Source organism: Methylobacterium sp. BE186 (genome assembly GCF_031457035.1).
Taxonomy (GTDB): domain Bacteria; phylum Pseudomonadota; class Alphaproteobacteria; order Rhizobiales; family Beijerinckiaceae; genus Methylobacterium; species Methylobacterium segetis.
This window is the reverse complement of record NZ_JAVDVV010000014.1, coordinates 28780-50467: the sequence shown is the minus strand read 5'-3', so window position 1 is coordinate 50467 and position 21688 is coordinate 28780. Positions and strand designations below refer to the sequence as shown.

Genomic DNA, 21688 nt, shown 5'->3' with positions numbered 1-21688 from the left:
CCTCAATCCGCGATCACCCCGGGATAGCGCGCGGCGAGATCGCGCCGCGTCGCCTCGACGAAGGCGCGTCGGCGCTCCGGCCGGGGCAGCGTGAGGGGCACAGCGGCGATCAGGCTCGCGGGCCGCGGCGAGAGCAGGAGCAGCCGGTCGGCGATCTCAAGCGCCTCCGCCACGTTGTGCGTGACCATCAGCACGCTCATGCCGAGCCGGTCGACCGTGTCGACGACGAGCCCGCGCAAGGAGGCGGCCGCCGCATCGTCGAGGGAGACGAAGGGCTCGTCGAGGATGAGGAGGCGCGGATCGTCGGCGAGCGCGCGGGCGAGCGCCACCCGCCGCTGCATGCCGAGCGACAGGGCTCCGGGGTAGCGCCCGCGCCAGGGGGTGAGGGCGAGATGCTCGAACAGGGCGTCGAGATCGCGCCCGCGCCGCTCCCGCGGCAGGGCGAGGCGGACGTTCTGCTCCACCGTCCGCCACGGCAGGAGGCGGGGATCCTGGAACACCATGCCGATCCCGGCGGAATCCTTGCGGGGATCGGGCCTGACCTCGCCCTCGTAGTCCCGGTCGAGCCCGAGCAGGATGCGCAGGGTGGTGGTCTTGCCCGCGCCCGAGGGGCCGATCAGGCAGACCACCTCGCCGGGCGCGATCGCGAAGGCGAGGTCGCGCACCGCCTCCACCGGCTCGTTGCGGGCGGAGCGATAGACCTTGCGCGCGATCCGCGCGGCGAGGACCGGGCCGGTGGCCTCAGCGCCAGCGTCGGACATGCGCATCGAGGGGCTGCAGGACGAGGGTGTCGATGGCGAGCATCACCGTCATGAAGACGAGGCTGTAGCCGATGACCGCGGTGACGTCGAAGAGCTGGAAATAGTAGTTGATCGCGAAGCCGACCCCGTTCGGCCGGCCGATCAGCTCGACCACGAGCACGATCTTCCACGCGAGCGAGATGCCGGAGCGCGCGGCCGCCACCGCGAAGGGCTGGAGTTGCGGCACCAGCACGTGGGCGATCCAGGTGCGCCGGTCGAACCGGTAGGTGCGGGCCATCTCCTCGAGGCCCGGATCGAGGCCGCGGGCCCCCTCCCGCATGATCACGGCGACGTTCGGGAGCTTGTTCAGCGCCACCGCGACGATCGCCGCGGTCTCGGTGAGCCCGAGCCAGACATAGGCGAGCACCGTGATGACGAGGGCCGGCGTGTTGAGCACCACGAGGAGCGGCGTGTCGAGGGTGCGGTCCGCGAGCTTCGAGCGGCCGAGCAGCACGCCGAGCACCAGCCCGAGGCTCATGGCGATCACGAAGGAGACGGCGACCCGCGCCAGCGTCACGCCGACGTTGAAGAGCATGCCGCCGGTCTGGATCTCGCGCAGGACGAAGGCTGCGACCGCGCTCGGCGCCGGCAGGGTCCGCGCGTCGGCGAGGGCCGCCGCGAGCTGCCAGAGGGCGAGCAGGATCAGCAGCGAGGCGAGGCGCGCGGCGAGGGCCATGAGGCGGTTCGTCAGGAACGGGCCGAGCCCCCTCTCCCGCGCGGGAGAGAGCGGGTGCGGCAGCCTCGGACGGACACGGATCCCTCACCCATTGCGGGCGCCGTCGAGGTAGAGGTCCGGCGGCAGGGCCTTGGCATCGCCGACGAGGCGCTCGCCGCCGAGGCGTGCCAGCGTCGCGTAGATGGTCTCGGCGTCGCTGCGCTCGGTCGCGAGCGGCCGGCGCGGCGTGCCGGCCAGGAAGTTGCGCTTGAGGGCCTCGAAGGTCGCGTCGTCCTCCGCCGCCATCAGCGGCCGCACCAGGGCCCAGGCGGCGGCATCGCTCGCGAGCACCTCCTTGGCCGCGGCGGAGGCGCGGGCGAAGCCCTCGACGGCGGCGAGCTTCGCCCGCACCGTCTCGCCCTCGAACAGGTAGCCGATCAGCGCCACCGGTCCCTTGGCGCCGAAGGCCCGCATGATGTCGTCGGCGCTGATCAGCCGGCGATAGCCCTTGGCTTCGAGCCGCGCGCAGTAGGTCCAGTAGAGCAGCGCCGCGTCCAGCTCGCGGGATTCGAGCTTCTGCATCAGGAGCGGCGGCGCGCCGTAGGCGAGCTGGGACGCGGTCTCGAGGTCGAGGTTGCCCGCCTCGCGCGCCTGGGCGCGCAGCAGCACCCAGTTCTTGTCGAGGGCGCCGCCCGCCACGCCGAGGCGCTTGCCCGAGAGGTCCGCGATGCCCTTGATCGGGCTGTCGGGCGGGACCATCAGCGCGCCCTCGGTGGTCGAGTAGGGCACGAACTTGACGCCGCGCCCCTCGTTGCGCAGCCGCGCGGCCCAGATCAGGTCGCCGACGATCGTGTCGAGCTGGCGCCCCTGGAAGGCGATGCGCGCGGCGTCGTTTCCCGCGAGCTTGACCGTCTCCAGGGTGAAGCCGTTCGCCGCGTCGAGGCCGCGATCCTTGATGATGGCGGCCTCCCACGAGGCCGTGCCGAAGGGCAGCACGCCGATGCGGATGGTCTCGCCCGCGGCGCGGGCCGGCCGTGTGAGGATCGCGGGCAGGGGCCAGAGCGCCGCCGTCGCGAGCAATGCGCGCCGAGACAGCATGGCGCCTTCTCCCCGTGTCGTGCCGGAAATACCTGCCTCCGCGGAACGGATCGGCAATCCTGTTGGTCCAAGTCCTTACGGCCTCGCGAACCGCCCGTCCACAGGGGCCGCCTGAGTGCTTTTGACCGAGCCGCGAGGGCCCGGGAGCCGGGCCCCCGGCGCAGCGGGCGCCACTCCCGGCGGCGCCTCCCGCGACGTCCGTGGCGACACCCTTGCGCCGGCAGCCCTGCGGGCGCAGGTTCGCGCGGAGTTGGGCACGCGGAGTTGGGACAGTCGCGGGCAACGATGGGGAGGCGGCGATGACCGAGCGGCGCGAAGGTGTTCTTGACGGTGACGTGATCGCCGAGCGGCTGAAGGCCGAGCTGCCGCACTGGCGCTACGAGGACGGCTGGATCCGCCGGACCTACAAGACCGCGAGCTGGAAGAGCACGCTGATGGTCATCAACACGGTGGGCCACTTGGCGGAAGCCGCCTGGCATCATCCCGACCTCACGGCCTCCTACGCCTGGGTCGAGGTGCGGCTGATGAACCACGCCGCCAAGGGCGTGACCGAGAAGGACTTCGCCCTCGCCCGCAAGATCGAGGAGGTCGTGGCCTGGCAGCCCGGCGCCGAGGGGGGCGCCCTCGAGGGCACGCCCACGGACCAGCGCTTCGCCTACATCAAGTACGATCACTGAGCCGGGTTCAGCCCGGCTCCTTCACCCGCCGGCACTCGGTCTTGAGGTAGGTCGTCTTGCCCACCTCCTCGCTGAGGTCGGTGCGGGCGATGATCTCCTGCCAGCCGCTGGCGCAGCCGAGCTCGTTGGCGACCCGAACCTTCCGCACCTCGACCGCCTTGTCGTCCGTGCAGGATTCCTGGGGCAGGCCGCTCGCGCAGACCAAGACGACGGCGATGAAGGTGTTCATGCGGGGCCTCTCCTCCGTGCGGGCTCGCCGGGCGCGGGCCGCCTCCCATCATGGGGCGCGCCGCCCGGCCCTCAAGGCACCTCTACGATCAGGCCGGGATCGAAGTTTCGGTCCTCCACCGGGTTCGCCAGCCAGCGGCAGCGCCCGATCCGCAAGTCGTGCCCGGCGTGGAAATGGCCCGAGATCCAGATCGCGGGCCGCTCCGCGTCGGCAAGATCGTCGAGCACCGTCGTCGCGTAGAAGGCCGGCACCCACCAGGGCACGCCCGGCGCGTCGCGGTAGGCGTCGGCCGCGAGCGGGCTCGCCGGGTGGTGGGTGACGGCGACGGTCGGGCCGTCGTGGCCCCCGCGCAGCTGTGCGAGGAGCGCCGCCCGCTCCGCCGCGTGCGCGGCCATCGCGTCGGCGGGCTGCCAGGGCGTGCCGTCTGCCTTGCGGATCGAGCCGCGATATTCCCGCGAGCCGGTGACGGGGTCTGTCATGCGGTCGGCCGCGAAGGCCACCGGGTCCGCCGGTTGGCCCGGGCTCGCCTCGGGGAGCCAGCGCCCGGCGAGCGACCAGTCGCTCCAGAGCGTCGTGCCGACGAAGCGCACGCCCGCGATCTCGGTGGCGGCGCCCCCCTGAAGCAGGCGGATGTCGGCCCCGGCCTCGTTCAGCCGCGCGACCTCGCGGCCGAGGGCGGCGAGGAGGTCCGGCGCCGTGCGCGGATCGCCGGTGGGCGCGTAGTGCTCGTGATTGCCGGGCACCAGCACGATCGGCCGCTCGCCCGCGATGTCGCAGAGCACGGCGAGGCCGCGCTCCGGGTGCCCTTCGTAGAGATCGCCCGCGCAGACGAGGACGTCGAAGGGTACGCTCGGCCGCGGGATCAGGTCGGCCCGGCGGCGCTCGAGGTGCAGGTCGGAGATCGGGAACAGGCGCATCGTCGCTTCCACGGGTCTCAGGCCTCTGCGGCCCCAGCGGCGCGGCGCTCGGCCCGGGCCGCCTTGAGAATGTCGTGGGCGGAATCCGCATTGAGGACGGCGATGCCGGCCGCCGCCGCGAGGTCCGGCCAGGGGGAAGCCCAGAGGGCGGTGACGAGGCCCGCCGCGATGATCGCGAGGTTCGCCGCCGCATCGTTGCGCGCCGAGAGATAGGCCGCCCGCGTCAGGCTGCCCGCCCCGTGCCGGTGGCGGGCGAGCATCATCGCGCAGGTCACGTTGACGGCGAGCGCTCCGAGGCCGGTCAGCGTCAGCGGCAGGGGCGCCGGAGGGGCGAGGTCGGAGAACTTCTCGTAGGCCGCGTAGGCCGTGGCGAGGGCCGGCACGAGCAGGATGCCGGCCATCACGGTGCCGAGCCGCGCCCGGTTGCGCAGGCTCCAGCCGAGCCCGGCGAAGATGAGGAGGTTGAGCGCCGCATCCTCCAGGAAATCGAGGCTGTCGGCGATGAGCGCGACCGAGCCGATCGCGAGGGCGACCGCGATCTCGACCCCGAAATAGGCGAGGTTCAGCCCCGCGACGCGAACGACGACGGGGCGCAGGGAGGGTGGGGCGGCAGGTGTCACGGGAGATGTCACGGGCAGACGATATTTGCGGGATGCTTCGGGCTTGCGGGCGGCTCGGCTTGCACATGGCGCGGGCGTGGGCCCCCTGTCGAGGCGGAAATTTTCGCAAGTCCGATACTGGATTCCGTGGCGCGCCTGTGCGAGGCGACAACCGGACCTGCGCCGTATCGCGCGGCGACAACGAGAGAAGCGGGAGGCCGAGGATGTTGCCCGAGCTGCGCGTTCTGTATTTCGAGGACCTGGAGGTCGGGCTCTCCGAGACGCTGACCAAGGTCATCGCCTCCTCCGACGTGGTCGGCTTCGCCGAGATCACCGGCGACCGCAACCCGATCCACCTCTCCGAGCACTTCGCCGCGCGCACGCCCTTCGGCACCCGCATCGCGCACGGCCTCTACACGGCGGGCCTGATCTCGGCGGTGCTCGGCACCCGCCTGCCTGGCCCCGGCGCGGTCTACATCAGCCAGACCCTCAACTTCCGCGCGCCCGTGCGCATCGGCGATACCGTCGACGTGACCGTGACCGTGGCCGAACTCGTGCCGGAGCGGCGCCGCGCGCGGCTCACCTGCACCTGCTCGGTGGCGGGCGAGGTGGTGCTCGACGGCGAGGCGCTGGTGAAGGTGCCGAAGAAGGAGGAGGCGGATCCGCTCGCCATCCGCATGGGCGGCCGGCCGGAGGCGTGACGGCCGCACCGCGTCCCGCCAGCGTGCGGGCGCGGAGTTCCGCGTCGCGCGGGGGGCGGAGCCTAGCGAGCCGGGCGCCGTGATCGAGACAATCCCCCTCGACGATCCCGGCGATCCGCGCCTCGCCCCCTACGCGGCGATGCGCGAGCGCGACCTCGTCGGGCGCGCAGGCCGCTTCATCGTCGAGGGCGAGGTAACCCTGCGCCTCATGCTCTCGGGGCAGGCGCGGTTCCAGGCCGAATCGATCCTGCTCGCGCCCGAGCGCCTGCCGGGCCTTGCCGAGGCGCTCGCCGCCCACGCCGCGCGGCTCCCCGCCCCGCCCCCGGTCTACCTCGCCGCCCGGCCCGTGATGAGCGCGGTGACGGGCTTCCCGATCCATCGCGGCGTCCTCGCGGTCGGACTCCGCGGCGCGGAGCCGTGCGCGGCCGGTCTCGTGCCGCCCGATCCGGCGCCGGCCCTGGTGCTGGGGCTCTGCGGCCTGACCAATCACGACAATGTCGGCGGCCTGTTCCGCAACGCCGCCGCCTTCGGCGCCGACGCGGTGCTCCTCGATGCGGCGACCTGCGACCCGCTCTACCGCAAGGCGATCCGCGTCTCGGCGGGCGCCGCGCTGACCGTGCCCTTCGCGCGGCTCGAACCCGGCGAGGGCTGGCTCGCCCTGGCCGCACGCCTCGGCCTGACGCCGCTCGCCCTCTCGCCCGGCGGGGCGGAGGCTCTCTCGGACCTGCCCGCCCTCCCCCGAGCCCTCCTCCTCCTCGGGACCGAGGGGCCGGGCCTGCCGGCCGAGACCATCGCGCGGGCCCGCGGCGTGCGCATCCCGATGGCTCTGGGGTTCGATTCGCTCAACGTCGCGACCGCGGGGGCCATCGCGCTCCATCACCTGCGCGCACCATCGGCACAGGTTGCGCGCGACAAAGAGTGACAATTGCCCGAACGCACCGCTCTCCTAGCTTGTACAGTCTAGCTTGGCCGGAAACCGCGCGTGGCGCCTGTTCACAGGTGGCGGAGATCCGGGCAGGATCGGGGATCCGCACCGGCGGGAGGTTCGAGCGTTGCTGCAGTCACGGGACGGCCTCCGGACTTTGTCCGGACGTCGGGTGGTCATCGTCGGTGCCGGTCCCGGTGGGCTGGCGACAGCACTTCTGCTGGCCCGCGCCGGGATCCACGTCACGCTCTTCGAGAAGGACGAGGCGGTCGGCGGGCGTACCCGGACCGTCGAGGCGCCCGGCGGCTACCGCTTCGACATCGGCCCCACCTTCTTCCTCTATCCCCAGATCCTCGCCGACATCTTCGCCTCCTGCGGCGAGCGGCTGGAGGACCATGTCCGGCTCGAGCGCCTCGACCCGCAATACCACCTCGCCTTCGAGGGCGAGGGCGGCCTCTCGGGCGAGATCCGCGCCACCGCCGACATGGACCGGCTGGAGGCCGAGATCGCCCGGATCGCGCCGGACGACGCGAAGAACGTCCGCCGCTTCTTCGCCGACAACCGGACCAAGCTGAAGTTCTTCAAGCCGGTCCTGGAGCAGGCCTTCCACCGCTTCCGCAGCATGGCCTCGCCCGCCATGCTCGCGGCCCTCCCCTACCTGCATCCCGGCCGGAGCGTCGACCGCGACCTTCAGCGCTACTTCGCCGACCCGCGGGTGCGCCTCGCCTTCTCGTTCCAGACCAAGTATCTCGGGATGTCGCCCTTCCGCTGCCCGAGCCTGTTCACGATCCTCTCCTTCCTCGAGTACGAGCATGGGGTCTACCACCCCGTCGGCGGCTGCGGCGCGGTCTCGGAGGCGATGGCGGGGCTCGCCCGCCGCATGGGCGTCGACATTCGCCTCGGCACCGGCGTCGACCGGGTCCTGTTCGAGGGCAAGCGCGCCTGCGGGGTCGTGGCGGGGGGTGAGACGCTGCGGGCCGACGCGGTGGTCATCAACGGCGACTTCGCCCGCGCCGTGCCGGCCCTGGTGCCGGAGGCGCACAGACCGCGCTGGCGCGACGCGAAGGTCGCCAAGGCCCGCCTCTCCTGCTCGACCTTCATGCTCTATCTCGGGATCGAGGGGCGGATGCCCGCGGGCCTCGGGCATCACACGATCCTGCTCGCCAAGGACTATGCCCGCAACATCCGCGAGGTCTCGGAGGGCGTCCTGCCGCTGGAGCCGTCGATCTACGTCCAGCACGCGGGATTCACGGACGGGGGCATGGCGCCCCCCGGGCACACCGCCCTCTACGTGCTGGTGCCGGTGCCGAACCTGAAGGCGGGAATCGACTGGGAGGCGGTGCGGCCGCGCTACCGGCAACTGGTGCTGGAGCGGCTGAAGCTCCTCGGCCTCGACGATCTCGAATCGCGCATCCGCTACGAGCGCATCGTCGACCCGACCGGCTGGCGGGACGATTTCGCGGTCCACGAGGGTGCCACCTTCAACCTCGCCCACGACCTGATGCAGATGCTCTACTTCCGGCCCCACAACCGCTTCGGGCCGGGCCTCTACCTCGTCGGCGGCGGCACCCATCCGGGCTCGGGGCTTCCCGTGATCTACGAGGGCGCGCGCATCTCCGCCCGCCTCCTCATCGAGGAACTCGCCGGGGCCCGCCTGCCCGCCGGCGAGGCGGGACTGCCGGAAACGGCTCCGCTCGCGGCCGGTGGCGAGGCCACGTGAGCCGCGCAGCCCTCCTCCTCGCAGGCTGCCTCGCCGCCGCGACGCCGGCCCGCGCCGCGACCGTCGAGGTCGAGGTCGACGGGATCGAGGCGGGCTCCGGTTCCGTCTACGTCGCGCTCTGCCAGGGCGGCCTGTCGGAGGCCGCCTGCCGTGACGGGGAGACGGCGCGCGCAACGGGCCCGCGTCAGCGCCTCGTGCTGCGCGACGTCCCGCCGGGCACCTACGCGCTCGCCGCCTTCCAGGACCTGAACGGCAACGGCCGCCTCGACCGGACCCCCCTCGGCCTGCCGCTCGAGCCCTACGGCTTCTCCGGCGAGGCGGGGCGAAACGCGCGCCCGGACTTCGCCCGCGCCGCCTTCTCCCTGCGCGAGCCCGGCCTCGCGCTCCGGGTGCGCCTCATGCGCGCCCTGCCCGCGCGCTGAGACGCCCCATGCCGGCGCCCGAGCCGCGTCCCGAGGGGGGCGCCCCCCTCGTGGAGGTCGCGGGCGCGACGCTCGCCCTCGGCGGACGGCAGATCCTCGACAGCGTCGACCTCGCGCTCCGGGTCGGCGAGACGCTGGCGCTGCTCGGCTCGAACGGCGCCGGCAAATCCTCGCTGATGCGGCTCGTGGCCGGGCGCCTCGCGCCCGATTCGGGGAGGGTGCGCGTCGGCGGCGCAGACCCGTTCCGCCGCGGCGCGGCCCGGCGCGCCATCGGTTGGGTGCCCCAGGAGATCGCGCTCTATCCCCGCCTGACGGTCGCCGAGAATCTCGGCGTCTTCGCCGAACTGATCGGCCTTCCCCGTCGCGCGCGGGCCGCCTCCGTGGCGCGCGCCCTCGACAGGACCGGCACCATCGAGGTGGCACACCGGCTGGTCGGCCAGCTCTCCGGCGGCTACCAGCGCCGGGTCAACATCGCGGCGAGCCTCCTCGGCGAGCCCCGCCTCATCCTCCTCGACGAGCCGACGCAGGGAGTCGATCTCTCCGCCCGCGCCGCGATCCACGCGCTCCTCGGGCGCCTGCGGGCCGAGGGCGCCGGCATCCTCATCGCCACCCATGATTTCGGCGAGGCCGAGCGGCTCGCCGACCGCGTCGCCTTCGTCGGGGGCGGCCGGATCGTGCGGGAGGGTGCGCTCGCCGCGATGCTGGCCCGGATCCGCTCCGGGCCGCCCGAGCAGGAGGTGGCGCTCGACCACACGCCCGATCGAGCTGCCGAGGCGGCGCTGCGGCGCGCAGGCTTCGTCCCGGTGGAGGCGGAGATCGCGGAGGGGGGCTCGGGGCTCGTCTGGCGGGCGGCGGGGCGCACCGTCTCCGGACTCGACGGAGCCGCGCTCCTCGGCAGCCTGAGGGCCCAGGGCGTGCCGGCCGGCGAGGTGCGGGTGCGGGCGCCTGGGCTCGAGGCGCTCTACCGCGAGGCCCTGGAGCCTGCGGCGGCCGGTCCTGCAGCGAGCCTGCCCCGCATCGCGGGGGCCGCCCGATGATCGGCGCGGCCTTCCGCGTCATGACGCTGAGCCTGCTGCGCGACCGCGCCGCGCTCGTCATGGCCTTCGTCCTGCCGACCGTGATCTTCACGATCTTCGCCGCGATCTTCTCCGGCGCCATCGGCGACCGCATCCGCATCCATCTCGGCCTCGCCGACCTCGCCCATACGGCGACGACTGAGCGCTTGGTCGCCGCGCTCGCGGCCGACCCGAGCCTGCGGGTGGAGCGCTTGCCCGCCGCCAGCGTCGGGGAGGCGGTGGCCGCCGTACGCCGGGGCACGGTCGACGTCGCCCTGGTGCTGCGCGGCGACCTGGCCGCACCACCCTCCGGCGGCACCTCGCCCGGGCAGCCCGTGGTGCTGGTCGAGAACCCGTCGAAGGCCCTCGCGACGCCGATCGCCCTCGGCCAGCTCCAGCGCGTCCTGAACGACGCCCTGCCGGACGTCGTGCTCTCCCGGATCGTCGCGGACGTGGAGCGCACGGGCAAGATCGGCGCGGACGAGCGCGCCTTCCTCGATCAGGCCTTCGCCGAGCAGCGCGCGAGGAAGGAGCCGTTCTCCTTCGCCACTCTCGTCGAGCGGCAGAGCACGGCCTCGGGCCGGGCGAACGAGCGCGTCGCCTATTACGCGGGCGCCATCACCGCCGTGTTCCTGCTCTTTGCCGCCATGCAGGGGGCGATGACCCTCGTCGAGGAGCGCCAATCCGGACTCGCCGACCGTCTGACGGCCGCGCCCGGCGGGCTCCCCGTGATCGTGCTCGGCAAGTTCGGCTTCCTGACCCTCCAGGGCCTCGCGCAGGCGGGGCTGATCTTCGCCGCCGCCGTCCTCCTCTACGGCGTCGAGATCGGCCCGCACTGGCCCGAATGGACGCTGACCTCGCTCCTCGTCTCGGCGATGGCGGCGGGCCTCGCCCTCGCCGCCTGCGCGGCCGCCGCGACCCGCCAGCAGGCGCATCTCGCCGCGACCTTCGGCGTCCTCCTCCTCTCGGCGGTCGGCGGCAGCATGGTCCCCCGCTTCCTGATGCCGCCCTGGCTGCAGCAGGCCGGCTGGTTCACCCCGAACGCCTGGGCGATCGAGGCCTACCAGGCCGCCCTCGGCGAGGGCGCCCGCGCAGCCCTGCCGGCCTGGGGCGTGCTGGGCGGGGCGGCGGCGGCGGGGCTCGGGCTCGCACTTCTGCTGGTCGGAAGGCGGTCGATCTCAGAGATTTGAGGCCTGAAGAGGCGAAAGCACCAAAATTTCCTTGATTTCGTGTGCCTGCATCGTCAGTTGGTGAGCTGGGGCGAGGATTTTCGCCATGCTCTTTCGTGTCGAAATCGAGAACTTCTACTCGATCAGGGATCGGCAGGTGATCGATCTGCGGGCGCGCGCTGCGACCGACGACGATGCGAATCGTCTGGCGCCGGTTTGGCGCGGCGCGAGCGAACGGGTTCCCAAGGTCGTGTCCCTGTTCGGTGCGAACGCATCGGGCAAGTCCAACGTGCTGAAGGCCCTCAGCTTCGTGGCTTGGTTCCTCCATCGCAGCTTCTCGGTGCAGCGGGGTCAACCGCTCCCTTTTGAGCGGTTCAATGACTGTGACGCTCGGCATGCGCCGACGCGCATTGCCCTCCAAATCGGAGGCCTTGAAGACATCAATCGGATCGATGATCCGAACGCTCCCTTCTGCGGCTACACCTACGAGGTGATGTTCGGTGGCCGGGAGACCGTGTCGGTCCTACGGGAGGCCTTCTACTATAGGCCTGCGCACGCAGGCCGTCAGATCAGACTCTTTGATCGGCAGGCAAATGGCGCTGTGAAGGCCGATAAGGCTTTCGGACTCGGTGGATATAGGCAGGCTTTGGAAAAAGTTCTGCGGCCGGATGCGAGTGTCATCGCGACGCTCGTGCAGTTCGATCATCCGTACGCAATGGCAGTCGCAGATGTTGCGTCCCGCATCAACGGCAACATTCTTGTTGAGCGGATCGACGACACGGATGCCAACGCCGCCAAGTTCTACTTCGACAATCCCGCTTTCGTGGATGCCTTCAACGCCGAGGTTCAGCGCATCGATCTCGGCATCCGGGCGATGGAGCTGCGATCCGGGCCTTCGGGTCCTGCGGCCGTGTTCCACCATCACGGCCTCACCCTGCCGATGCCGCTGACCTATCAGAGCCACGGGACGCGCCAGTTCCTCAAGCTATACCCGCTTCTCCTCGCCGCACTCGGTCGCGGCGGTATCGCCGTGATGGATGAACTCGATGCGGCCATTCACCCGATGATTCTGCCCGAGATCGTGCGGTGGTTCTACGACCCGCAGCGCAACCCGCACCATGCGCAGCTCTGGATGACCTGCCACAATGCCTCGCTCCTCGAAGATTTGTCCAAGGAAGAGGTTCTCTTCTGCGACAAGGATGAGAGGGGCCGCACGGAGATATACGGCCTTGCCGACGTCGCCGGACTCGGCCGCCGAGACAACTTCTACAAAAAGTATCTCGGTGGCCTGTTCGGCGCAGTCCCGCAGATCGGATGAGCCGTCCCTGCTCGATCCTGCAGAGACGTCGCGTCTTCCTCGGCTGCGAGGGAGAAAGCGAGCAGAGCTACGGAGCCCTCCTCGCCCGCATGGTCGAGATCCGGCACCGGCGGATCTTCATCGACGCCGTGGTGCTCCAGCCAGGTGGTGGGGATCCACTCGCCATCGTCGAACGTGCCATACGCGTGATGCTTCGGCGGGCGCAGCGCAACGGGATGTACGCGATCCGTGCGATCATGCTTGACACCGACAAGCTCGGCCTCGCGCCCGAACGGGACGCCCGCATCGACCCGCTTGCCCGCCGATATGACCTGCATCTGATCTGGCAGGAGCCCTGCCACGAGGGCCTTTTGTTGAGGCATTTCGACGGATGCGCGGATCTGCGCCCATCGAGCACCGAGCGCGCACTTCACGAACTTGCGCGCCGCTGGCCGGATTACCGGAAGGGAATCCCGGCCGTTCGCCTCGCTGAACGGTTCGACGAGGCAGCTGTCCTGCGTGCGGCGCTGGGAAACGAAGCGCTGACCTGTTTCCTTGCTGAAATCGGATTTGCTGAAGACGGAAGCGGACGGCGAAGGCCATTTTCGAGATGAAAGTTCAAACAAGGTCCAGCGCCGCGACGGGTTAGCGCGTTGACCAAGCCTCCAATCGGCCTAGCTTTTCCATAGGGCTGGATCCAAGCCCCGGGGAGCATAGAGAAAAGATGAAGTCCGGTTCCTCGGTCGCCGTCATCGGCTCGGGTCTCGGCGGGCTCGCCGCCGCCTGCGTGAGCGCCGCCCGCGGCCACCGCGTCACCCTCTACGACAAGAACGACTGGCTCGGCGGCAAGGCCGCGGTGCTGCACGAGGGCGGGTTCCGCTTCGACATGGGGCCGACCATCCTCACCGTGCCCCGCGTGCTGGAGCGCATCTTCGCCGAGGCCGGCCGCAACCTGCACGACTATCTCGACCTGCGCCGCCTCGACCCGCAATGGCGCTGCTTCTTCGACGACGGCACCCGCATCGACCTGATGCAGGACGTCGAGCGGATGGCCGCCGACATGGACCGCTTCGTGCCGGGCGCCGGCGCCGGCGAGGGCTACAAGCGCTTCATCGGCATCTCGGAGCACCTGCACGACGTCTCGAACCGGTTCTTCTTCTGGAAGCCGGTGGAGGACCTGTTCGACACGATCAACCTCCGGGCGAACCTCAACCCGGGCACGCTGCGCGACGTTCTGAGCCTTCGCATGCACGCCTCGGTCGCGAGCACCATCCGCGGCAAGGTGAAGGACGCGCGCCTCGCCCAGATGCTCGACCATTTCGTGCAATATGTCGGCTCCTCGCCCTACGGTGCGCCGGCCGTCCTCTGCGCCATCGCCCACATGCAGACGGCCGAAGGCGTCTGGTACCCGATGGGCGGCACCCGCGCGGTGGCCGAGGCGCTGGCCAAGCTCGCGGGCGAGCTCGGCGCGACGCTGAAGCCCGCCACCGAGGTGACGGGGCTCGCCGTCGAGAACGGGGCCGTCACGGGCCTCCGCACCGAGGAGGGCCACGCCCCCTTCGACGCCGTGATCTCGAACATGGATTCGGTGCGCACCTACCGGGAACTCGTCGGCGGCGAGGTCGGCCGATCCTACGAGAAGAAGGGCTTCGAGCCCGCCTGCTCGGGCGTGGTGCTCTATCTCGGCCTGAACAAGCGCTACGAGCACCTGAACCACCACGATTTCGTCTTCTCCCGCGACCCCGAGGAGGAGTTCGACTTCATCTACAACAAGGGCGAGCCCGCCCCCGACCCGACCGCCTACCTCGCGGCCCCCTCCTCAACCGATCCCTCGGTGGCGCCCGACGGCGGCGAGGCGCTCTACGTCCTCGTGCACACGCCCTACCTGCGGCCGCACCACGACTGGTCGAAGATGTTCCCGGCCTACCGCCGCACCATCCTCGACAAGCTCAAACGCACCGCGCACATGCCGGACCTGGACGAGCGGATCGTGGTCGAGCGCCACCTCACGCCCCAGGACATCCACGAGCGCTACAAGGTCCTGAACGGCGCGATCTACGGGCTCGCCAGCCACGGCCGGGTGATGGGCGCCTTCAAGCCCGGCAACCGCTCGCGGCAGGTGCGCGGCCTCTATCTCGCCGGCGGCGCGGCCCATCCGGGGCCGGGCATGCCCATGGTGATGATGTCGGGCTGGATCGCCGCCGACGCGCACGACGCGGATGCCCGCGGCGAGGTCCGGAAATCCGCCTGAGCCGTCCGTGAACCCGCCCGCCCCCGGCCGGTTGACCCGGAGGGCGGCGGAAAGCCCCGAGGCGAGAGCGTGCCCGACGCGTCGAACGAGTCCTGGAAGCCCGCGCGCCGCGGCGTCCCCGAGCCGGGGCCGGTCTCACCGCTCCTGTGGCGGTTCATGGTCGCCTATTTCGACAGGTTCCTGCGCCGTCACCTCAACGCCGTCCGCCTCGCCCGCTGGGGACGGCCGGACGGGGCGGCGCATCCCGGCCCGATCGTCGTCTACTGCAACCATCCCGCTTGGTGGGACGCGGTCACCCTGATCCTGCTGGGCGCCCGCCTCTTCCCGGGGCGCATCCACCACGCCCCGTTCGATGCGGATGCGCTGGAGCGCTATGCCGTCTTCCGCCGCATGGGCGCCTTCGGCGTCGATCTCGACTCGCGCCGCGGCGCCGCGCAATTCCTCAGTGCATCCCGGGCCATCCTCGGCCGGCCCGGGCGGATGCTGTGGATCACGGCGCAGGGGCGCTTCGCCGATGTCCGAGCCCGGCCGCTCGGCCTCCGTCCCGGCGTGGCGCGCCTGCCCGAGATCGCGCCCGACGCCCTCGTCCTGCCGCTCGCCCTCGAATACGCCTTCTGGGAGGAGCGGGGGGCCGAGGCCTTCGCGGCCTTCGGGACGCCGATCCCGGCCGCCGACCTCCTCGCCCTGCCCCGGCCCGCGCGCCTCGCCCGGCTCGAGGCCGATCTCGGCGCGACCCTCGACCGCCTGAGCGCCGACGTGATCGCCCGCGAGCCCGGGCGCTTCGTCGGCCTCGTCTCCGGTGCCAAGGGCGTCGGCGGCGTCTACGATTCCTGGCGCCGCCTCAGGGCGCTGATGGCCGGGCGCCGCTTCGACGCGGCCCACCGGGCGGCCGGCGAGGCGAAACGCCCATGATGCTCGCGCTCGCTTTGGTCGCCCTCGCCCTCGCGCTGCTCCCGGCAGCCCTCGCGGCGGCGAACCTCACCCTCCTGCGCACGCCGGATCCCGAGGCGGGAACTGGTCTCGTCTCGATCCTGATCCCCGCCCGCAACGAGGAGGGCAATATCGAGCAGACCGTGCGGGCGGCGCTCGCGAGCACGGAGGTGCCCGTCGAGGTTCTCGTCGGCGACGACCACTCGACCGACGGCACCGCCGCGCTGGTGCAGGCCATCGCGGCGGGCGATCCGCGCCTGCGCCTCCTGCCCGTTCCCGCCCTGCCCGAGGGCTGGACCGGCAAGAACCACGCCTGCGCGCACCTCGCCGAACGGGCCCGGGGCGAGCACCTCCTCTTCATCGACGCCGACGTGCGCCTGGAGCCCGACGCCGCGGCGGCGCTCGCCGCGCAGGCGCGGGCCACGGGCTCGGCGCTCGTCAGCGGCGTGCCGCGCCAGCGCATGGAGAGCCTCGGCGAGCGGCTGACCGTGCCCATGATCAACTTCCTGCTCGTCGGCTACCTCCCGGTGGCGATGATGCGCGCCTCGCTCCGCCCCGCCCTCGGCGCGGCCTGCGGCCAGCTCGTCCTCGTCGCGCGCGCGGCCTACCTGTCGGCGGGCGGGCACGGCGCCATCCGCTGGAGCCTGCACGACGGCGTGACGCTGCCCCGCCTGCTCCGGCGGGCCGGCCACCGCACCGATATCGTAGCCGGCCACGCGCTCGCCACCTGCCGGATGTACCGGGGCTTCGCGGAGGCCTGGGCCGGCTTCTCGAAGAACGCGCACGAGGGCATGGCGACGCCCCGCGCCCTGCCCGTCTGGACCCTGCTCCTGTTCGGCGGGCAGGTGCTGCCCTGGCTCCTCGTTCTGGCGGGCCTCGTCGGCCTCGTGCCCGGCACGGTGCTCGCCGTCGCCCTCGCCGCCCTCGTCGTGTCCCTCGCCACCCGCGCGGCGATCACGCTGATCGCCCACGAGCCCATGGCGACGATCCCGCTGCACCCGGCCGCCGTGCTGGTCGCGCTCGCCATCCAGTGGAACGTGCTCCTGCGGCGGGAGCGCGCCGGGGCGGCATCTTGGAAGGGGCGCCGCTACACGATCGGGGGCGCGCCGTGAGCCTTCGGCGCCGGCCTCCCGCGCCGGGGCGGTCCCTGCCCCGACCTTGATCCCGTGCCCGCCCGCGATAGCTCAGGCTCCGCTGCCGCACGCCCGAAGGACCGCGCCATGCCGATCGACCGCCGCACCGTCCTGGGGGCCGCGCCCCTGCTCCTCGCCGGCTCCGGCGCGGGCGCCGCCCCCGCGGCCGCCCCCGCCCAGGAGGCCGGCACGATCCCCGGCGTCTATCGCTACCGGCTCGGCGAGGCCACGGTGACGGCGCTCCACGAGGGCACGCTCGCGCGCCCGCTCGATGCGACCTTCATCCCCAACGCGCCGGTCGAGGCGGTGCGGGCCGCGATGGCGCGGGCCTTCATGCCGCCGGACCGGCTCGACATCACCTTCACGACGCTCCTGATCGAGGCCGGGGGCCACCGCATCCTCGTCGACACCGGATTTGCCGATAACGGGCCGCCCGGGACGGGGGGCACGCTGCGGGGCCTCGCGGCGGCGGGGATCGACCGGGCCTCGATCGACACCGTGGTGATGAGCCACTTCCACCTCGACCACGTGCTCGGCCTGCGCCTCAAGGACGGCAGCCTCACCTACCCCAACGCCGAGGTGCTGGTGCCCACGCCCGAATGGGCCTTCTGGGTGGACGAGGGCATGGCCGCCCGCGCGCCCGAGCGCCTGCGCCCGAACGTCCAGGCGGTGACCCGGATCTTCGGCCCCGGCGGCCCGCGGGTGACGCAGTACGCGTGGGACAAGGAGATCCGCCCCGGCCTCACCGCCCTGCCCGCGCCGGGCCACACGCCGGGCCACACGGTCTTCCTGCTCGAATCCGGCCCCGGCCGCCTGATGCTGATGTCGGACGTGACGAACCACCCGGCGCTGTTCGTGCGCCATCCCGACTGGTCGGCGGTGTTCGACATGGATGCCGATCAGGCCCGCGCCACCCGGCATCGCCTGCTCGACCGCGCGGCCGCGGACCGGGTGCAGGTCGCCTTCTACCACGCGCCCTTCCCGGCCACGGGACACGTCGCGAGGAGCGGCGAGGGCTACGAGCTCGTGCCCGTGCAATGGGGCGCGCCGACCTGAGGCGCTCAGCCCGCGGCCGGCCCGGTCTCCCCGAGGATCCAGGCCAGCGTCCCGGGATCGGCCTCCGCCACCTCGAGATGCAGGACGATCGGCGTCTCGTAGGGATGGCGCGCCTTCAGGGCCTCGGCCAACGCGTCCCGGAGGCCGCTGCGGGTCTTCAGGATGGCGACGGCCTCCTCGCCCCGCTCCACCGCGCCCTTCCAGGCGTAGACCGACCGCATCCCCGGGATCACGTTCACGCAGGCGGCGAGGCGGGCGCGCACCAGCTCCTCGCCGACCCGGAGCGCCGTCTCGGCATCGGGGAAGGTGGAGTAGACGAGGTGCGCACGCTCCATGCTATGGCTCTCCCGCATTGGTGCCGCGATGAGGCGCGCGCCGGGCTCCTGCGTCAACCGGGCGAATGGTGATCGGCATGTCGCGGCGTTTCCACCGCATCGCCTTCGTCGCGAGCCCCACGCCCGATGCGCGGGCCGCCGCCGCGGCCCTGATGCGGCGCTACGACCACGTGACGCCGGAGGATGCCGACGTCGTGGTGGCGCTCGGCGGCGACGGCCTGACCCTGCAGGTGCTGCACCGCTTCATGGATTCGGCCAAGCCGATCTACGGCATGAACCGGGGCACGGTCGGCTTCCTGATGAACGAGTTCCGGGAGGACGGCCTCCTGGAGCGGCTGGAGCGGGCCGAGCGCAGCGTGATCCATCCGCTCCTGATGGAGACGCGGGACACCGAGGGGCGCAGCCACCAGGCGCGGGCGATCAACGAGGTCTCGATGCTGCGCCAGACGCACCAGACGGCCAAGCTGAAGATCGCCGTGGACGGCCAGGTGCGCCTGCCGGAGCTGATCGCCGACGGGGTGCTGGTGGCGACGCCGGCCGGCTCGACCGCCTACAACCTCTCGGTCGGCGGGCCGATCCTGCCCCTCGACGCCCAGCTCCTGGCGCTGACGCCGATCTCCGCCTTCCGCCCCCGGCGCTGGAGCGGGGCGCTCCTGCCGAACTACGCCCGCATCCGCGTCGAGGTGCTGGATGCCGAGCACCGCCCCGTCGCGGCGGTGGCCGACCACACCGAGTTCCGCCGGGTCTGCACGGTGGAGACTTGGCTCGACCAGGCCACCGACCTCGTCCTCCTGCACGATCCCGGCCACAGCCTCGACGAGCGCATCCTGCGCGAGCAGTTCGGCTGAGGGCCTCCCTCAGGCCGCGAGCTTCATCCGCGCGCGGTCCTCGCGGTAGCTCGCGATGAGGGCGGCGGGGATCGTCTCCAGCACGGCCTCCGCCGCGGCCTCGGCCGTCTCGCGGTCGCGGGCCTCCGCCGTGCGGGCCTGCTCCTCGCGGAAGCTCGACAGGATGGCGTCGGGCAGGGCGTCGAGGATGGCGCTGACCGCCTCGGGCAGCGCGGCCGCCGAAGCCGCCTCGGCTGGAATGAGGTCGTCCCCGGACGCGGCCGCGACGGGCTCCGCCCCGAGGGCCGCGCGGATCTCGATCGTGTCGGCCGTCACGCGGGCCGGCTCGGGCAGCGGGGCGATGGCGGCGGGGTCCACCGCCTCGGCGTGCGTCGCCCTGGTTTCCGACACACTGGCTTCCGACACCCTGGCTTCCGATACCCTGGCTTCCGATACCCTGGCTTGGGCCTCCTGCCATTCCGCCTCGACGCGGGCGGCTTCCAGGCGGGCCGCCTCGCGGGCCTCGGCCTGCTCGGCGATGGCGCGGGCGACCGCGCGGGCCTCGTCGCGGGCGGCCTCGGCCTCGTAGCGGGCGAGCAGCGCCGTGACGGCCTGCATCTCGGAGAACGGCATGTCCTCGCAGGCGGTCAGCGCCCGCTCGATCATGCGGCGGGACAGGCCGGCCCCGCTCAGGGAGGTCGCCCCCGTCTCCGCCTCGCGCCACGCCGAGAGGGCGGCGGAGAAGGCGGGCAGCAGGGCCTCCGGCAGCCCGGCCCGGAGATGGAGGCCGCCATAGCCCCGGGCGCTGCGCACGAGGCCCGCCACGCGGGCCCGGTCGAGCCCGGCGAGGTCGGCGAGCGCGGTCTCCGCGAAGGCCATCTGCCCGGACAGGACGGCGCGCAGGACGAGACCGGCATTGAGCTGGCCGCTGGCGCGCAGGTGCTGGACGACGCGGGCGAGGGCCGCCGCGCCCGCGCCGGCGCAGAGGTCGAGCAGCGCGCGCTCGCGGGCCTCCCGGGTCATCCGCTCGCCCCGCTCCGGCGAGAGCCAGCCGCAGGCCGTGACGAAGCCGGACAGCGTCTCGGCGAGCCGCCCCGCCACCGCGTGGCGGACCTCGAGCGGCAGGTCGGCCCGGGCGAGCAGCGCCTCCCGGAGGGTGGCGTCGTCGCCGTGGCGGGCGACCATGCGCAGCAGCCGGCCGGTGGTGATCCGGGCGGTGGGGTTGGCGGCGAGCCGGGCGAGCGTCTCCGGGCCGCCGATCTCGGCCAGCGCCCCCGCCACCGCGTGGGTGAGGTGGTGGCGGCCGGCGATGACGCAGCGGACCGCCTCGCAGCCCATGGCGGCGGCGTCGACGAGGTCGGCGTCGGTGAGGATGGGCGAGCGGGCGAGGACGAGGGAGGCGATCTCGGGCTGGTCGGCGGCGAGCGTCACCACGAGGGGGCGCGGCGCCCGTGCCGAGGCGGCGCAGGCCTCGGCCAGCGCCCGGCGGACCAGGGGGGAGGCGTCGTCGAGGAGGGCCAGGATCGCGGTCTTGGCCTCCCAGGCCGCGTCGGGGCCGAGATTGCCGTAGAGGTAGGCCCGGGCCAGCGCCGAGGCGGCCTCGGCCCGGCGGCCGGCGGAATCGTGCTGCGTCCAGGCCAGGAACTGGCGGATCATCATGGGCCGCTCCGGATCATGAACAGGGAGAGGTCGAGGGGGGCTTTCGCCCGCGGCTTGGCGGCGGCTTGGGCAGCGGCTTGGGCAGCGGCCGGGCCGGAGAATTCGGCCGGCCGGCGCGGCGGCAGCGGCACGGTGATCGCGCCGGGAATCGCCCCCGGGATCGTGCCCGTGATCGCGATCTCGGCGGGTGCCGATGCGATCACCTCTCGGGACCCGCCCGCGTTGTTCGCGATCATCGCGTCGGCGCCCGCATCGGAGCGCGGGAAGTAGGTCGGGGCCTTGCGCTCCGGGCCTCCCCCCGCCCGCTCCTGCCAGAGCCGGGCGACGCCCTCCGAGATCGCGCCCTGGCGCCGGTCGGTCTGGAACAGGCTGCGCAGGCCCCCGCCGTCGAGGGAGGCGTAGGCGGTGGCCCCCTGCGGCAGGGCGGTGAGGTCGCTGGCGGCCGGCGCCTTCGCGGCGGCCTGCGCCGCGTTGCCCTGGGCGGCGGCAGGCCCCGAGGCGAGCACGGCGTAGAGCTCGGAGGCGCTGCGCGCCCGGCCGGTCCGGTCGTAGAACAGGCCCCGGTTGGCGGCGGCCGCCTCCGGCAGGTCGAGGGCGGCGGCCCGCGCCGGGAAGGTCTGGGCGTTGCCGATCAGCGTCGCCGCGCCCCGGGCGCCGAGGACGTGGGCGGCGTAGAGGTCGCCCGAGGTCGGCTCGCGGCCGAGCGCGCTGCCGAGCGCCTCGCGGTTCTTCTGCGTCAGCGCGCCGGCGAGCGTGGCGGCGACCTTCGGGTCGCGCCGCAGGTCGAGGATGGCTTGGCGCGCCTGCCCGTCGGCCACCGTGTAGGTGCCGTCGGACTTGGCCGTGATGGCGTCGGCATAGGTCCCGAGGCCGAGGCCGGGCCCCGCATTCTTCATCACCCCGAGCCAGGTCTGCTCGATGAACTGGAACAGCCCGGTCGCCGTCGAGGTGCCGGCCTTGGCCGAGGGGTCGAGGGCGGATTCCCGCTGGGCCGTGGCGAGCAGGTAGTCGAAGCCGACGCCGGTGCTCTGCGCTCCGTCGCGGATCGCCGCCACGACCTCCGCGGACCCGGCGCCCCGCGCCGTCGTCGCGGGCGCCGGGGCGGTCTCGCGGGTGCTGGCCGGGGGGGTGGTGAACAGGAACATGAGGACCCGATCGGGGCGCGCCGGAAGTCTGGCGGGCGCGGCGCGAAGGAGCCGGAACGCGCTCCCCTAGGAGCCTGATCCTGTTGCC

At 72.8% G+C, this 21688-nt stretch carries 23 protein-coding genes; 14 read left to right on the top strand and 9 right to left on the bottom strand.

The window, feature by feature from the left end; all coding sequences use genetic code 11:
* Positions 1-2: 2 nt before the first annotated feature.
* The 3 genes from J2X36_RS15505 to J2X36_RS15495 all read right to left on the bottom strand — a co-directional run bounded on the left by J2X36_RS15505 (position 3) and on the right by J2X36_RS15495 (position 2553).
* Positions 3-761, bottom strand: a complete 759-nt coding sequence (locus J2X36_RS15505; protein WP_132251399.1) for an ABC transporter ATP-binding protein — start codon at positions 759-761, stop codon at positions 3-5.
* Positions 742-1476, bottom strand: coding sequence for an ABC transporter permease (locus tag J2X36_RS15500; protein ID WP_132251401.1), 735 nt, complete (start codon positions 1474-1476; stop codon positions 742-744). Before J2X36_RS15500 ends, J2X36_RS15505 begins: the two co-directional genes overlap by 20 nt.
* 84 nt (positions 1477-1560) lie before the next feature.
* Positions 1561-2553: an ABC transporter substrate-binding protein gene (locus J2X36_RS15495; protein ID WP_132251403.1), complete on the bottom strand. Its 993-nt coding sequence runs from the start codon at positions 2551-2553 to the stop codon at positions 1561-1563.
* 299 nt (positions 2554-2852) lie between these two features.
* Here J2X36_RS15495 and J2X36_RS15490 point away from each other — a divergent pair, with 299 nt between their 5' ends.
* Complete coding sequence (locus tag J2X36_RS15490) at positions 2853-3230, top strand: 4a-hydroxytetrahydrobiopterin dehydratase (protein WP_310351223.1); 378 nt, start codon at positions 2853-2855, stop codon at positions 3228-3230.
* 7 nt (positions 3231-3237) lie between these two features.
* Here J2X36_RS15490 and J2X36_RS15485 read toward each other — a convergent pair whose 3' ends face one another.
* From J2X36_RS15485 to J2X36_RS15475, 3 genes are all read right to left on the bottom strand, one after another.
* Positions 3238-3459, bottom strand: a complete 222-nt coding sequence (locus J2X36_RS15485; RefSeq protein ID WP_132251407.1) for a hypothetical protein — start codon at positions 3457-3459, stop codon at positions 3238-3240.
* A 71-nt stretch (positions 3460-3530) separates the two neighbouring features.
* A complete protein-coding gene (locus J2X36_RS15480; RefSeq protein WP_310351219.1) occupies positions 3531-4376 on the bottom strand; it encodes a metallophosphoesterase in 846 nt (281 codons plus the stop codon).
* 17 nt (positions 4377-4393) lie between these two features.
* The gene (locus tag J2X36_RS15475; RefSeq protein ID WP_310351216.1) at positions 4394-4996 is read right to left on the bottom strand and encodes a cation transporter; all 603 of its coding nucleotides are present in this window, start codon (positions 4994-4996) and stop codon (positions 4394-4396) included.
* Positions 4997-5199: 203 nt separating this feature from the next.
* On the opposite strand from J2X36_RS15475, the gene croR reads away from it, so the two are divergent.
* The 12 genes from croR (at position 5200) to J2X36_RS15415 (ending at position 17634) form a co-directional block, all read left to right on the top strand.
* Positions 5200-5676: a 3-hydroxybutyryl-CoA dehydratase gene (gene croR, locus J2X36_RS15470; protein WP_310351214.1), complete on the top strand. Its 477-nt coding sequence runs from the start codon at positions 5200-5202 to the stop codon at positions 5674-5676.
* A 139-nt stretch (positions 5677-5815) separates the two neighbouring features.
* Positions 5816-6598, top strand: a complete 783-nt coding sequence (locus tag J2X36_RS15465; protein ID WP_405029800.1) for a TrmH family RNA methyltransferase — start codon at positions 5816-5818, stop codon at positions 6596-6598.
* A gap of 130 nt (positions 6599-6728) precedes the next feature.
* Positions 6729-8321, top strand: a complete 1593-nt coding sequence (crtI, locus tag J2X36_RS15460) for a phytoene desaturase family protein (protein WP_310351209.1) — start codon at positions 6729-6731, stop codon at positions 8319-8321.
* Complete coding sequence (locus tag J2X36_RS15455; protein ID WP_310351208.1) at positions 8318-8743, top strand: DUF2141 domain-containing protein; 426 nt, start codon at positions 8318-8320, stop codon at positions 8741-8743. The genes crtI and J2X36_RS15455 overlap by 4 nt, the downstream gene beginning before the upstream one ends.
* 8 nt (positions 8744-8751) lie before the next feature.
* The gene (locus J2X36_RS15450) at positions 8752-9780 is read left to right on the top strand and encodes an ABC transporter ATP-binding protein (protein ID WP_310351205.1); all 1029 of its coding nucleotides are present in this window, start codon (positions 8752-8754) and stop codon (positions 9778-9780) included.
* Positions 9777-10988, top strand: coding sequence for an ABC transporter permease (locus J2X36_RS15445; protein WP_310351204.1), 1212 nt, complete (start codon positions 9777-9779; stop codon positions 10986-10988). The genes J2X36_RS15450 and J2X36_RS15445 overlap by 4 nt, the downstream gene beginning before the upstream one ends.
* Before the next feature lie 85 nt (positions 10989-11073).
* Positions 11074-12285: an AAA family ATPase gene (locus J2X36_RS15440; protein WP_310351202.1), complete on the top strand. Its 1212-nt coding sequence runs from the start codon at positions 11074-11076 to the stop codon at positions 12283-12285.
* Positions 12286-12374: 89 nt separating this feature from the next.
* On the top strand, positions 12375-12878 hold the full coding sequence (locus J2X36_RS15435; protein ID WP_310351200.1) for a hypothetical protein: 504 nt from the start codon (positions 12375-12377) through the stop codon (positions 12876-12878).
* A gap of 110 nt (positions 12879-12988) precedes the next feature.
* Positions 12989-14515 (top strand): phytoene desaturase family protein, encoded by a 1527-nt coding sequence (locus J2X36_RS15430; RefSeq protein ID WP_310351197.1) that lies wholly within the window; start codon positions 12989-12991, stop codon positions 14513-14515.
* A 156-nt stretch (positions 14516-14671) separates the two neighbouring features.
* Positions 14672-15427 carry a lysophospholipid acyltransferase family protein gene (locus tag J2X36_RS15425; RefSeq protein ID WP_310351379.1) on the top strand — a complete coding sequence of 252 codons (756 nt, stop codon included), beginning with the start codon at positions 14672-14674 and terminating at the stop codon, positions 15425-15427.
* Complete coding sequence (locus J2X36_RS15420; RefSeq protein WP_310351193.1) at positions 15424-16557, top strand: glycosyltransferase; 1134 nt, start codon at positions 15424-15426, stop codon at positions 16555-16557. The genes J2X36_RS15425 and J2X36_RS15420 overlap by 4 nt, the downstream gene beginning before the upstream one ends.
* A gap of 108 nt (positions 16558-16665) precedes the next feature.
* A complete protein-coding gene (locus J2X36_RS15415) occupies positions 16666-17634 on the top strand; it encodes an MBL fold metallo-hydrolase (RefSeq protein WP_310351191.1) in 969 nt (322 codons plus the stop codon).
* Positions 17635-17639: 5 nt separating this feature from the next.
* Here the strand turns inward: J2X36_RS15415 and cutA are convergent, their stop codons facing one another.
* Positions 17640-17969 (bottom strand): divalent-cation tolerance protein CutA, encoded by a 330-nt coding sequence (gene cutA / locus J2X36_RS15410; RefSeq protein ID WP_310351187.1) that lies wholly within the window; start codon positions 17967-17969, stop codon positions 17640-17642.
* A gap of 77 nt (positions 17970-18046) precedes the next feature.
* Between cutA and J2X36_RS15405 the strand changes: the two genes are divergently transcribed.
* A complete protein-coding gene (locus tag J2X36_RS15405; RefSeq protein ID WP_132251429.1) occupies positions 18047-18817 on the top strand; it encodes an NAD kinase in 771 nt (256 codons plus the stop codon).
* A gap of 9 nt (positions 18818-18826) precedes the next feature.
* Here J2X36_RS15405 and J2X36_RS15400 read toward each other — a convergent pair whose 3' ends face one another.
* Positions 18827-20455 carry a DUF2336 domain-containing protein gene (locus J2X36_RS15400; RefSeq protein ID WP_310351184.1) on the bottom strand — a complete coding sequence of 543 codons (1629 nt, stop codon included), beginning with the start codon at positions 20453-20455 and terminating at the stop codon, positions 18827-18829.
* Complete coding sequence (locus J2X36_RS15395; RefSeq protein WP_310351182.1) at positions 20452-21600, bottom strand: lytic transglycosylase domain-containing protein; 1149 nt, start codon at positions 21598-21600, stop codon at positions 20452-20454. Before J2X36_RS15395 ends, J2X36_RS15400 begins: the two co-directional genes overlap by 4 nt.
* Positions 21601-21688: the final 88 nt, after the last annotated feature.

What these genes read in the sequence shown, in the direction of transcription:
- J2X36_RS15485 (WP_132251407.1), bottom strand. Translation starts at nt 3,459, where the DNA reads ATGAACACCTTCATCGCCGTCGTCTTGGTCTGCGCGAGCGGCCTGCCC.
- J2X36_RS15395 (WP_310351182.1), bottom strand. Translation starts at nt 21,600, where the DNA reads ATGTTCCTGTTCACCACCCCCCCGGCCAGCACCCGCGAGACCGCCCCG.
- J2X36_RS15465 (WP_405029800.1), top strand. Translation starts at nt 5,816, where the DNA reads ATGCGCGAGCGCGACCTCGTCGGGCGCGCAGGCCGCTTCATCGTCGAG.
- J2X36_RS15450 (WP_310351205.1), top strand. Translation starts at nt 8,752, where the DNA reads ATGCCGGCGCCCGAGCCGCGTCCCGAGGGGGGCGCCCCCCTCGTGGAG.
- J2X36_RS15505 (WP_132251399.1), bottom strand. Translation starts at nt 761, where the DNA reads ATGTCCGACGCTGGCGCTGAGGCCACCGGCCCGGTCCTCGCCGCGCGG.
- J2X36_RS15440 (WP_310351202.1), top strand. Translation starts at nt 11,074, where the DNA reads ATGCTCTTTCGTGTCGAAATCGAGAACTTCTACTCGATCAGGGATCGG.
- J2X36_RS15405 (WP_132251429.1), top strand. Translation starts at nt 18,047, where the DNA reads ATGTCGCGGCGTTTCCACCGCATCGCCTTCGTCGCGAGCCCCACGCCC.
- cutA (WP_310351187.1), bottom strand. Translation starts at nt 17,969, where the DNA reads ATGGAGCGTGCGCACCTCGTCTACTCCACCTTCCCCGATGCCGAGACG.
- J2X36_RS15425 (WP_310351379.1), top strand. Translation starts at nt 14,672, where the DNA reads ATGGTCGCCTATTTCGACAGGTTCCTGCGCCGTCACCTCAACGCCGTC.
- J2X36_RS15430 (WP_310351197.1), top strand. Translation starts at nt 12,989, where the DNA reads ATGAAGTCCGGTTCCTCGGTCGCCGTCATCGGCTCGGGTCTCGGCGGG.
- J2X36_RS15400 (WP_310351184.1), bottom strand. Translation starts at nt 20,455, where the DNA reads ATGATGATCCGCCAGTTCCTGGCCTGGACGCAGCACGATTCCGCCGGC.
- J2X36_RS15415 (WP_310351191.1), top strand. Translation starts at nt 16,666, where the DNA reads ATGCCGATCGACCGCCGCACCGTCCTGGGGGCCGCGCCCCTGCTCCTC.
- J2X36_RS15495 (WP_132251403.1), bottom strand. Translation starts at nt 2,553, where the DNA reads ATGCTGTCTCGGCGCGCATTGCTCGCGACGGCGGCGCTCTGGCCCCTG.
- J2X36_RS15435 (WP_310351200.1), top strand. Translation starts at nt 12,375, where the DNA reads ATGGTCGAGATCCGGCACCGGCGGATCTTCATCGACGCCGTGGTGCTC.
- J2X36_RS15445 (WP_310351204.1), top strand. Translation starts at nt 9,777, where the DNA reads ATGATCGGCGCGGCCTTCCGCGTCATGACGCTGAGCCTGCTGCGCGAC.
- croR (WP_310351214.1), top strand. Translation starts at nt 5,200, where the DNA reads ATGTTGCCCGAGCTGCGCGTTCTGTATTTCGAGGACCTGGAGGTCGGG.
- J2X36_RS15490 (WP_310351223.1), top strand. Translation starts at nt 2,853, where the DNA reads ATGACCGAGCGGCGCGAAGGTGTTCTTGACGGTGACGTGATCGCCGAG.
- J2X36_RS15500 (WP_132251401.1), bottom strand. Translation starts at nt 1,476, where the DNA reads ATGGCCCTCGCCGCGCGCCTCGCCTCGCTGCTGATCCTGCTCGCCCTC.
- J2X36_RS15480 (WP_310351219.1), bottom strand. Translation starts at nt 4,376, where the DNA reads ATGCGCCTGTTCCCGATCTCCGACCTGCACCTCGAGCGCCGCCGGGCC.
- J2X36_RS15420 (WP_310351193.1), top strand. Translation starts at nt 15,424, where the DNA reads ATGATGCTCGCGCTCGCTTTGGTCGCCCTCGCCCTCGCGCTGCTCCCG.